At 43.0% G+C, this 12,529-nt stretch carries 8 protein-coding genes and 1 pseudogene; all 9 read right to left on the minus strand.

Annotated elements, in window-relative coordinates; all coding sequences use genetic code 11:
• Nucleotides 1-521: 521 nt before the first annotated feature.
• Entirely contained in the window at nt 522-2,828 is a 2,307-nt protein-coding gene (locus tag RIG27_RS13345) for a pentapeptide repeat-containing protein (RefSeq protein ID WP_446345828.1), read from the minus strand.
• A 123-nt stretch (nt 2,829-2,951) separates the two neighbouring features.
• On the minus strand, nt 2,952-3,083 hold the full coding sequence (locus tag RIG27_RS13350) for a hypothetical protein (protein WP_446345830.1): 132 nt from the start codon (nt 3,081-3,083) through the stop codon (nt 2,952-2,954).
• Nucleotides 3,084-3,135: 52 nt separating this feature from the next.
• On the minus strand, nt 3,136-5,271 hold the full coding sequence (locus RIG27_RS13355) for a pentapeptide repeat-containing protein (protein WP_446345832.1): 2,136 nt from the start codon (nt 5,269-5,271) through the stop codon (nt 3,136-3,138).
• Between the two features lie 356 nt (nt 5,272-5,627).
• A complete protein-coding gene (locus RIG27_RS13360) occupies nt 5,628-6,266 on the minus strand; it encodes a GTP-binding protein (protein ID WP_446345834.1) in 639 nt (212 codons plus the stop codon).
• A 171-nt stretch (nt 6,267-6,437) separates the two neighbouring features.
• Nucleotides 6,438-6,689, minus strand: a pseudogene (locus RIG27_RS13365) (protoglobin domain-containing protein); the annotation flags it as partial.
• 356 nt (nt 6,690-7,045) lie between these two features.
• The gene (locus RIG27_RS13370) at nt 7,046-9,040 is read right to left on the minus strand and encodes a tetratricopeptide repeat protein (protein WP_446345836.1); all 1,995 of its coding nucleotides are present in this window, start codon (nt 9,038-9,040) and stop codon (nt 7,046-7,048) included.
• Between the two features lie 430 nt (nt 9,041-9,470).
• A complete protein-coding gene (locus tag RIG27_RS13375) occupies nt 9,471-10,013 on the minus strand; it encodes a GTP-binding protein (RefSeq protein WP_446345838.1) in 543 nt (180 codons plus the stop codon).
• Nucleotides 10,014-10,214: 201 nt separating this feature from the next.
• The gene (locus RIG27_RS13380) at nt 10,215-10,889 is read right to left on the minus strand and encodes an MIP/aquaporin family protein (protein ID WP_446345840.1); all 675 of its coding nucleotides are present in this window, start codon (nt 10,887-10,889) and stop codon (nt 10,215-10,217) included.
• Nucleotides 10,890-11,339: 450 nt separating this feature from the next.
• A complete protein-coding gene (locus RIG27_RS13385) occupies nt 11,340-11,711 on the minus strand; it encodes a roadblock/LC7 domain-containing protein (RefSeq protein WP_446340698.1) in 372 nt (123 codons plus the stop codon).
• Between the last annotated feature and the right edge of the window lie 818 nt (nt 11,712-12,529).

Below are 12,529 nucleotides of genomic sequence, written 5' to 3' on the forward strand. Positions count from 1 at the left end.
ACAGATTCTCTCCTAAGAATATTAAGAAAATCTTAAATATACATGGGTACGATTTGAGGGGGCTAAATTGCTAAAATGCTTATGCAGTAGGAGTTCAGTCCCCTGTAGTACATCTGGACGGGGGGAACTTCAGTTTAAACCTTAATGTCAATAATGACGAAATCCTTGCCGTAGTGCGAGCATCTTGCTCGCTACATTAGTCGAAAATATAAACGCGATCGCGTTGCGTGGCTTTAAGCTGATTCCAGAAGGGTTCTGACTTAAACGGGTTCACAATTCCTTTATTTAATCTCCTGATTAATGAGAAAATTCACTCAATTTAGTCGGGTTGTCCTCCACTCAATGTGGTGGGTTACGGCGGATAGTTCATTGAACGGCTATGTGCCATCATTTAGTTCCCGCCTAACCCACCCTACAAATACTGGTACTTTATTTTTACGCAGCTCCCTAACAAAGGACAAATGACGAATGACAAATGACAAATGACAAATGACAAATGACAAATGACTAATGACAAATGACTAATTTTCAGATTGGTTCGGCAATAGGGGATGTGGAGGAACGGGATTTCGCCAGACATTGCGATCGCGAGATTCTAGCTTACTCAACTCAACCGTAGCCCCTCGCTGTTCTAATTCTCGCCCCTGAGCCGCAGATAATCCCGCATTTTGCTTAAATATAGCTCCCTCAACCTTCACACCACTCAGATTAGCATTGAAAAGATTCGCGCCTGTGAGATTGGCTTGTCTCAAATCCGCATTCGTCAAGTTGACATGACGCAGAAACGTATGACTCAAATCAGCTCCCCTGAGATTTAAATGACTTAAATCAGCACGACTCAAATCAGCGCGACTTAGATTTGCCCCTTCTAAATTGGCATGACTGAGGATAGCACGACGCAATCGCACCTCCTTTAAATTGGCTCCCCTTAACATCGCCTGATTCAGTTGAGCATTGCTGAGATTCGCTTGGCTCAAATCGGCTCTGAATAGACTGGCTCCGCTCAGATTTGCCTGTTCTAAAATTGCCCCCTCTAAAGTCGCTTGATCCAATTTGCTGCGCTGTAAGTCTGCACCTGTTAAGTTAGCCTGACTCAGGTTCGCCTCACTCAAGTTAACCTCACTTAAATCCCCGTACTGGAGGCTAGTTTGTCGTAAATTGGCATTCTTGAGATTGGCACCCGTGAGAATTGCCTGATTCAAATTCCCATGGCTGAGATCCGCCTGTTGAAGGTTGGTATGTCGCAGTTTCGCCCCAATCAAACTGGCGCGACGCAGATTAATGTTTTGCAAGTTTGAACGACTCAGATTGGCGTTATTTAGGTTAGCACCATTGAGATTGGCAGAATTCAAGTCAGTAACCGTTAAATCAGCCCCCATGAGTATGGCACTACTTAAATTAGCGCCCCCCAATTTAGCCAGACTCAAATTCGCCTCACTCAGATCAGCACTGCTGAGATTTGCTTCCCGCAAATCGGCAGCACTCAAATCACTATTGCGAATGTCAGCCCCCTTGAGATCGCTCCCGCGTAGATCAGCGCCTTTCAATTGGCAAAAAATGCGGTATGCCTCCAACTCAGAAACCGCTGATTCGCCCTTCTTAATTTTGACGATATCAAACTGCACATTCTCGGTATAAATGGCAAAGACAACATTAAAAATGTCCAAAAAATTAATAAACAACCGACATTCTGTTTCCGAATATTTTTCGTAATAGCGAATTAGATTGGCAATACAATTATCTAAATGAGTGCGAACATAATTACACAATAAAATAATTTTGAGCAGGAGAATTACAATTGTCAGAGGACTGCCTTGGCTGGTGAGAGTGATAAAGAGCGGGGAGGGTTCCTGCCCATTTTCTGTGGTTAAAAATTCCAAGGTGCGCCGACACGTCCGCAGTAATAACTCCATGGTCGTCGTTTCCTCATTGTATGACTCATAGAGCATCTCTAGTTTTTCGGTCAGGGTCTTTTTGAAAAAATCAATCGACTGGTGAGGACTCGTTGAAAAGAGTAAATAGTCGAGTAATTTCTGCTTAAAGTCTCGATAAGTCAGCGTTTTACTTTGCTGAACAAACACATCAGCAGTATGGGAATAACTGTGCAGAAACTTACGCGATATCAGTTGTTTGAGCAGACGAATGATTCCATTACCCAGTCGAGTGGGATTCGGGGGCGGTTCCTTTTTAAAGGTTGGCGAATTACAATGCACGGTGTACATTGCTAGCTCAAATTTAAACTTCTCTTTTAACCGTTTTGCCGTTTTCTTAGCTAATTCCCGCTGCTCAACTGGGTTTTGAGAATCTAAATATTGCGGTAATAATAAATAATAAGCATAGCGATGACTCCACCCTCGACGTTCGGTACGGCTTGAGGTAAAGACTTTAAGTTCTTGATAGTCCTGGCTTTCAATAAAATTAGCAATCCACGTTCTCAAACGATTCAGGGTCTGAGATACAGTAGATTTAAGTAGGTTCGCCTTAGCCAGCGTTTGAATCAACTCCTCTATCGAGTCTGAGCGCCGACTTGCCAACCAATTGTTAATTAAAATATAGCAAGACCGCTTCAGAGTATTTCTGAATTCTTGCTCATTCTTTTGCTCAAGCAGCTCATACATTGAGCGAGCGACGTCTGGATTTTGCGTACACTCACTGGAAAAAAATAACTGCTTAAAGTCCTGCAAAACAGCTTCTGGAGGGTCATTTTCAACTCGATTGATGAGGAATTGAAAAATAACCTCCTGAGCTTGCTGAATCCGTTGCTGCTTTGATTCTCCATCAGCCGAAGAATCGATTTGCTGATTGTCTGGTATGATGCGCCCCTCCATAAATAGGCAAAATCTGAGTTGGCTAATCCTGGTGGTTATCTGTCTCTACTGCTCCATAGCGGCGACAGTCTCTGCCTCTAGTTTAACCTTTTCCCAAAATATCCTTTATCGGAAACATTTATTCTAACCAAAATCCGTAGCATCTTGGGGAGCGGGGATGCCAGGGAGATAAAAGAGATGGGGGAGCAATAGTCCAGACGTGCTATGGCGTATCTGGGAGATGGAGGCGGGTTTAGCTTTATCGGCGAGAAGCATCACTGTCTAATCTCTGATAACTGATAACTGATAACTGATAACTGAGGACTCTTTACCCAATAATTGCACCCTGTTGTTTGAGTTCTCGCTTCATTGGCTCAGAGAGTCCAGAATTATTTCCAAATCGAGTTCCCTTAACCTTCACATCCGTGAGATTTGCATTAAACAGGTTGGCACCAATAAGATTAGCATGATTGAGATTTGCCCCCGTCAAATTAACGTGACGTAGCAAAGCTTTGCTCATATCGCTTCTACTGAGGTTACTATTGCTCAAATCTGTGCGAGTTAAGTCCGTTTTCTGAAGATTAGCATGACACAAACTGGCATAACTGAGGTCAGCCCGATCCAAGTTAGCACTACTTAAATTGGCGTGGTTTAGCTGAGTCCAATTGAGTTGAGCGCATCTAAGATTAGCATCCCTGAGATCTACATCCTTAAGATTGGCTTCACTGAGATCGGCATTGCTCAGATCAGCATAGCGCAGGTTGGCATTCACTAGATTCGCAGAATTCAAGCTAGCATTACTTAAGTCAGCACCACTCAGATCGGCTTGCTGGAGATTAGCACGGCGCAGTTTAGCGCTCTTTAAAATTGCACAGCATAGATTAGCTTGTCGGAGGTCAGCACAACGTAGATTTGCTTCACTGAGAATCGCACCGCTCAAATTAGCATCTTGAAGAATCGCACCGCTTAACTCCGTGCGATCAAGTATGGCACCGCTTAAGTTTGTCTGACTAAGTTTGGCAAGACTCAAGTCGGCTTTGCTCAAATCAGCCCCCGCCAAATCAGCCTCCCGTAAATCTGCTGCTCTGAGATCCATATAACGGATATCTGTTCCTCTTAAATCAGCGCTCCGCAGATCCGTTCCTTTTAACTGGGAAAAGACGCGATACTCTTCAAGATCCATAACACAAGCATCTGGCTCACCGTCATTATCACTGAGCTTAACCAGGTTATATTGAGTGTCTTCGGTACAAATGGCAAAAACAATCTTGAAAACTTCCAAGAAATTAATCAACCACTGACATTCTTTTTCTGTAGAATTCTCGTAATATTGAATTAATTGGGCAATACAAACATCCAAATGTGTTTGAGCATATTTACAAAGTAAAATAATTTTGAGGAGAATCACGACTATCGTCAAAGGGTTGCCACGATTGGTTAACAAAATAAATAGAGTTGAAGGTTCTCGACCATTTTCAGTTGTTAGTACTTCAATCATTCGCCGACATGTTCGTAGCAGCAAGTCACCACTAATCCGACTTTCATGATGATTTTCATAAAGAGTATCTAATCTAGAAAATAAATAATCATTTATGATTCCTGAATAAAGGGGTACATTTATTAAAAACAATAAATATTTTTTAAAATCTTGCTTAAAGTCACAATACTTTTTCTGGTTAATATTTTTACTTAACTGCTCCGCATAACTACGACAATTAACTAACAGTTGCCGAGAGCTTATTTTTTTAATCAGTTGGATGACATGAGAACCTAGACGAGTTGGATTAATAATTTTTTTCTCGGAGTTGAAATTAGAAGAATCATATCGAGCCGTATACATGGCTAGATCGAACTTAAATTTTTTCCTCAGCCGTCTAGACAAATTTTTTGCAGTTTCTCGCTGTTCAATTGGATTGCGAGAGTCCAGATATTGGGGAACTAATAAATAAGATGTATACCGATGACTCCAGTGCTGTTTTTCGGCTTCATATTCAGCAGTATAGGGAGCCGAAAATAATTTAAGTTCTTGATAATCGTGGCTATCAACAAAATTAGCAACATATCCTTTTAGCCGACTCATGGAAGGGGCTATAGTTGTCCGCTTAAGCGGAGGATCACCAACTAATTTAATCAGGTTTTGAATAAAATCATAACGGCGTTTTGAAGACCAGTTGTTAATTAAAATATAACAAGACCGTTTTAAAGTGTTTCTGAATTCTTTGTCATTTTTGCTGGCAATAATTGTATCAAGTGCCGTTTTTACATGAGGCTCACTCGGCTCTTGACCAAATATAAATAATTGGCGAAACTCTTGTAATACAGTTTCTGGGGGATTGTGATGAACAATTTTGAGCAAAAATTGATAAATAACCTCTTGAGCCTGCTGAATATTGAAGTCAGACTCAGAAATGTCCTCACCTGATAAATTCAATTGTTCGCCTTCTGGTAAGATGCGCCCCGTCATGATCAAAAAAATACTGACAATAATTAAAGTATTAAAATTTTGTCATCTTTATAGATTAGGAGATTTGCGCGGGTCAGTACTGACCGCCCCACGGCACTAGCCAAATTTTGCCGACGGGAGAAGGAGCAACTGCGATCGCACAAGTCAGCTAACCCTTGCTAAGATAAGTCTACTCTTTATCATACCTCAGTCTAGCTTTCTGGGAAATCACCCAAAAGCGGCTATCCCTCCCACCGTCTTGGCTGAGGTAGTAAGGATAGCCATTTTGTACTGTCTTCACCATTGATGGTTCAGACCAGATTCTTCGCTTCGCTCTCATCAGACAGGTTAGAACCAACGCAACTTGGTATCAAATCCTATAGCCCTGATGAAAACTGTTGCTTGGGCCACTGATACTTCGTTCTTGACTTCAGGGGTTCAGCTTGACGACTACCTCCCACATTTCCCAAGGCGGCATTTCCTTTGCTCTTACTACTTTGTAACAACTGGTGAGCCATTAACACCATTAATGCTTCAAACACCGACGTTTTTTCATTAGGATTTACTGTAACAATGGGCGGTCGGTTTTTGTCATTCATAAAGCCGAGAGCAAAGGCAATATGCTCTTGTCCCAAAGCGCCAGGTAAATCCATACAAGTTAGACCAATCATCATCGGAATTTGGACTCGGCTGTTCATAAACGAGATAATTTCGCGAGCATCATTAAAAGAGCTAGAACGATTGGCTGCCACCAGTAAAATATAGGCATGAGCGCGACGAATCAATAAATCCCACATAAAATCAAAGCGCGATTGACCGGGAGTCCCATAAACTTGTAACTCCATCTCCCGACCTAAAAGGCGCGTACCGAAATCGAAAGCAACAGTTGTGCGTTTCTTGATTAACGATGTGTTATCTGTCGCTTTGCGTTCTGTGTCAATTACTGTCGTTTGACTAAAGGTTCGTACAAAAGTTGATTTACCAGCACCCACTGTTCCGGTTACGACAAGACGCATTGTTTCCATTATATTTTTCTCCGCAGTATTTCACCTAAGTTTATGAATGTCAGATCCGTTAAGCGAGTAACTTATTTACAGCACACTACTGTAAAAAAATATAAAATTACCCGGAATTGCACTACACCCGAAATTAATTAGCTAACCCTTAGTGTTGTCTAACCATTTAGACTCCATACCCGTAAACATTTCGTAAAACCACTGAACAAAGGTTTCCCGGAGCCGATGGATGCGATCAGGTGTGTGATTTAAAATTGCATTCATTTCTGGATCGCTGCCTAAGTATGCGTAGAACTGTTCGGCTACCTCTGGTGCAATTTCTTTTCCCCAATCAGCCTGGGATTTCAAGAGGGATTTATTGGTTTCAGTGAAATGAATCCGATCTTGCATTTTTTGCAAAAAATCATAAGCGTTCAGGGTCATATTTTTCTCTGATCTGGATTTTAGGGTAAGTCTCAAAATAGAGTCTTCTTTAGTTTTAGCAATTTTTCTAGAGTATTGTCTGCTTGTTTTATGATAAAAGTATGAATATTTTGAAGGAATGGGAAAAGGCAGAGGGCATAAGGAAGGTTTATTATGTGTACATGGTTGTTTCAGCCTTTCAATCTGTCCTAACCTTTATGGCGACAGCTATACCATTAAGGCTATTCAAGCTTTTCCCTAATTGCCTCCAGAATCCGGAACATCTGGTAATTTTTTTGTAGCCAATTATGTATAGTTTTATGAAGTTAATTTATCGATTTGTGTAGCTCTAAAAACGAGCCAGTGGATTAGATGTTTCACCCCGTTAACATAATGATAGACAGAATTAAACTCATCACCAGGATAAATACGCCCCCCCAATAAAGAATGAGACGCTGAGGCTGAGGCGTCTGAGTGGGAGAAGAGGTTTCAAGGCTTTGTCCTTTAATCGACTGTAACCATTCAGCGACTCGTTGAAACTTAGGCAAGTTTGGATGAAGTTTTGTTAGCGAGTCTTGCCACAACTGAATAGCTTGTTCTGGCTGATTATTTTGAGCAGAGAAAATACCCATATTGGCTAACGTCTGACCTTCTCGGTAGCGATCGCGTAACTCCTGGAACATGGACAGACTCTGCTGATAGCAATCGATCGCGTTCTGGTTCTGCTGCTGCTGAAAGTAGACATTTCCCAGATTACTTAACGTCTTTGCCATTCCGGGGCGATCGCTCAACTCGTTAAAAATACCCAAACTCTGCTGATAACATTGGTTTGCCTTCTCCCATTGACCCTCTAAGGAATACACATTCCCCAAATTAATCAGCGTCTGCGCCTCTTTGTCGCGATCGCCTAATTCTCGACTGGCTTCCAACGCTAATCCATGAGTGCGTTCCCAATCTCCCCAATACCCATGGGTATTAAAGAAATTAACCAAATTCTGAGCTAGAGACACCACCACATCCCACGCCTCCGCTTGATGCGCCCACTCCACCGACGCTAATATATTCGGTCGCTCGATTTCAAACCAGTAGAGAGCCGTCAACAGCCAACGACGCTCTGTCGGCGCTTGATCTTTTCCCTTAACCACAGATTGGACAAAGGAGCGGCGAGTTTCTGGATTAATCGCCAAATCCACAACCTTCGCCGTTTCCAGATACCAACGACTTAGCCGCAATCGCGCCGCTTGGCGAACATCAGCCGGTTCCTGCTGCGCCAACTGTCCCCGGGCAAACAGGCGCACCACATCATGGAAATGGTAGCGCCCTTGACTCACCGGCGTGACAAGCTGCCATGCCACTAAAGTATCAAAAGCTTGCTGCGCGATCGCAGGTTCCACCTCCAACAACCTCGGCGCGACTTCCGCCTCAAAATTGACACCGACTAAAAGTCCCAGTAACCGGAACAGACGCGCCGAGGCTTCATCCAATGACTGATAACTCAGCACCAGGCTAGGGCGCACCGACAAATCACTCAGGTGCATTCGTGCTAATCGCTGCTTTTCATGTTCCAGCTTGCTGGCGTAATCCGCCAATTGCCAGTGGGGGGATTGGCGCAGAAAACCGCCTGTAATCCGTAGCGCCAACGGCAGATAATCGCACTGAGTAATAATGTGTTGAGTGGCGTCTGGTTCAGCCGCGATTACCTCTGCGCCAATAATATTTTCCAAGAGCGATCGCGCCTCGGGTTCACTCATCACCGGTAACTCGACAATCGTCGCTTCTTCCAACCCATTAATTTGACGGTGAGTAGTAATTAGAACAGCACAAGTGGAACATTCAGGGAGTAAAGGACGAATCTGAAACTCATCGCGGGCATTGTCCAGGATCAGTAATACCCGTTTCCCTGCCATCACAGAATGATACAGTTGAGACCGTTCACTCAAACTTTGAGGTATTGACTGATCCTCTACCCCCCAAACCCGCAGCAACCCGGCAAGTACGTCTAAGGGGTCGAGAGGTTGTCCTTCACTCCCGCGCAGGTTGACATAAAGTTGAGCATCAGGAAACTCAGATTGTAGCTGGTGAGCAACTTGCACCGCTAAAGCCGATTTGCCCACTCCCGCGACACCTGTAATCAGTGCGATCGCCGCCTGGAGTTCTGGACTTGATATTGCCTGCTTTAACACCCCAGTGAGGCGTTCCAGTTCCCCTTGACGCCCCGTAAAATCAGCCAGTTGCAGAGGTAACTGATAGCTGGACGTCGGTTGCGTCAAACTATTTTGATAAATCTGTTGCGCTTGACTGGGTTCAACTGTCACCGCATCTTGTACTAGACCATGAAAGTGTAATTCATACCGTGATTGATTTTCACTCATCGATTGCTCCAATGGTTTATCGCCAAACGATCATCATCACTCGCGCTTAAGTAGAATGGCACTGACTTTAGAGTTTGTAGTCAGCGCTGTCTTCGCTTCTGGAACGTTTCGTGCCTACTCGGAAACCAGCTTAAGTTAGCGACATTCCGCTTTAAGTAGATGGGGACAATTAAAGTTAACGGGGAGGAACTTCTTCACCGTTCAGGTTAATTGTGTCTACCTACTTACTAAGCTGGAAATGGGTTGGGTTTTACAGACAGGGACTACAGACTCAAATGACCTATTCTTATGTCTAGTATATTCAGGTTTTACTCTGAAAAAAATATAGACATCCCTTTAAATCTATCCTGACTCAAATTTTCATAAAACGCCAGCTATAAGCGTAAAATCTACTTAAAATGGTGAATTTTTTATCTGTAATGACATAAAATTAGCTAATGTCAACCTCTTTAAGGATATGAGATTTTATCATCATTAGGATATTCAGCACCGAGGTTTTATCCATTGGATTAACTGTCACGATGCTTGGACATGTTTCGTCATCGAGACAACCTAATTCCCTGATCACGTCTTCTGCAGACTTACTGTCTGGACAATCGGTATGAGTAAGACCAATGATCATCGGCAGTTGTACACGCTGGTGCATATAGGCAAGAATTTCACGAGCTGAGGAAAAATCATCCCCACGATGGGCTGCTACTAACAAAATGTAAGCATCAGCTCTTTGAATTAATAAATCCCACATAAATTCAAAGCGGGATTGACCAGGAGTCCCGTAGAGATGCAGTTCCATTTCCGGACTGAAGATCAGGCGACTAAAGTCAAAGGCAACAGTCGTTTGAGGCTTCAACAAAGATGTGGAATCAGTGGCGAAACGTTCGGTTTCAATGACGCCAGTGTCACTAGCCGTTTTCACGAATGTAGATTTCCCCGAACTAACAGGACCGGCAACAATCACCCGTAAAAATTTCATTTATTTTACTCCATAACAACACAGCGTAATTCATTCAATGGTTCAGTTGCTTGTCTAATAACGTGTATTTAGACTCCTGTAGGGGCGACCCGCTGAGATTAATAAAAACGCAAGTCCACTCAATTAACTCGGGTCGCCCGATACTAGAGCATACTGTTAGTCAATCAACCCGGGATCTAACCCCTTGGCTATTGACAAGTTTTAAGATTTTGCCAAAGTGAGTTCGTACAGTAAAGCCGCAGCAGCTCCCCCTAATAAGGGACCCACCCAATACACCCAAATATTACCAAGTCCTCCACCTAATAAAGCGGGTCCTAAATGCCGTGCTGGATTCATCGCCCCTCCACTGATAGGACCTCCAGCAAGGATATCTAGGGCTACGGTTAAGCCAATAAACAAGCCCCCAACTTGGGGAGCGCGGGGATCAATGGCGGTACCGAAGATAACAAACACTAAGAAAAATGTCAGAAAAAACTCCATCGCCACTCCAGCAATGGGACTAATTCCTGATCCCAGTGCTGGCGTTCCCATACTGACGGCATTTAAAACCTGAATGGGAATACTCAGTTTAATCAGACTAGCGGCAAAAATTGCGCCTAAACACTGGAAGACAACATATCCACCCGCATTTTTGGGATCAATTTTACCGGTGAGCAATGCTCCAAATGTCACAGCGGGATTCAGATGTCCACCACTGACGGTGGCTGTGGCGCTCACCATAACCGCAATCGTTAATCCATGGGCGAGAGCGATACCCGTTAGTCCGGCGCCTCCTTTGGTAATATGGTTTGCCGCGATTGCGCCGACTCCAATGAAGATTAAGGCAAACGTACCAATAAATTCGGCAATGAACGCTTTCCATTTCATCGCTGTCATTTCTCCTACAGTACATCGTGTCAGTTGACTGGTTGATAAACGTTGGTTTGATTTAAGGCTACCAACGAGTCCAATCTTAGATGTTTTTTGATGGATGTCCCTGTATTGGAGATGCCATACCTTGATTGTTTTTTAACTGAGTTGGTTAACCAATGTCCAACTCAGGTTAAAACTCATCGTGTGAAGCTTGAAACTGGATTGATTCAGACTTTACAGAAAAGGGAATATCCTTCCCCTTCTTGATGATTAACAAGAGAGACGATAGAGACTTGAGTCTGTCTTCTTAAAAAGACTGTACCCATTTACTAGAAACTTACTGTAATTTTCATGCAGCCCCACTTATTTAATGAGTTTATAGACAAACTTTGGCTACATCTTATTCTGAGATTTGGGGGATAAAAATTACAATTTGCTTCGCAAATTGGTCAATTTATAAATTGGCTAAATAGACTACCTCATCGCCACTTTCAAGTCATTAACGATACGCTGGATCTCTAACTGTAAAACACCCTGTTTGGCATCTTTTCCAGCGAGTACGATTAAAACAGCATCGTTACCACAATTGGTCAAAATGCTAAACCCTTCACCACTGGCAACGCTGATTTGATCCATGCTACCTTTAGCAAGTTCAGCTCCAACTTTCTCGCCCAGAGACAGCATCGTAGCTGACATGGCAGATATCCGCACATCATCAATACCACCGGGTAAACTGGATGCAAGTGGCAAACCATCTGGAGTTACCACGGCAGCTCCTTCAACATCAGAGACCTTAGAGACAAAGTTATGGAGAATACGGGTCATTTTGTCAGAGTCAATCGGCATTTTTTTGCTCCTAATACATTTTAATGGATTCAGATTCAGTCACTTGGTAGCCCGAGACTAATGAAACAAGCATTATCTGTTTGATTCAATTAACCTTTCTGTCCAAGTAAGATAATATCCGGCATCTTTTGATAAAGTTTCATTGAAGATATGAAAAATAAATTAGAAGTTATAGAAGTCAGCAACATCCTATACTTAGTATCTTTAATTACTAAATATAGAAGTCCCTATTTCATGAGTTTCTATCAGTTTCTTAACGCCAAAATGCTTGGCAGCTATAGCTTTCAGCAATCAGCTTTGATCGTTCTTTTGCCAGAATGACAATAGAGCGCTATAGCAAGCATAAATAGGATGTAACAAGTGAACGGCTCGAAACCCATGTAGAAAATTGCCACAATCTATTTAGGATCGCTATATATTGTAATCTTAATGACAAGAATTGCGAAGTCCTTGTCATACCCAATCCGCGTTTGAAACCCCCTTTATCCCTTAGCCAATATTGGCAAATTTGCACTAGCCAGAAAATTTTCTTACCTGAGAAGTAGAGACATACCCGGTATGTCTCTAACAAGCTGTATGGTTTGTGACGTCCTCCTACACCGACCCTACGGGTAAGGTTGTAGGCTTCCTTTGGGGTTCCGTTTCAGAACGACGCTTCCGGCGTTTTATAGTGGGGAATACGCAAGAGCCCACTTCTTGCTTATCGCCAGAGAATTAATATTAGCTGACAACAAGCAAGTTGTCAATAATAAACTGGCGATTCATCCCACGCTCAATCGAAGATTAGAGCGTGGGGAACCTATCGCCGGATAAGCTAA

Origin of the sequence: Coleofasciculus sp. F4-SAH-05 (genome assembly GCF_040222985.1) — a bacterium.
Lineage (GTDB): Bacteria > Cyanobacteriota > Cyanobacteriia > Cyanobacteriales > Coleofasciculaceae > Coleofasciculus > Coleofasciculus chthonoplastes.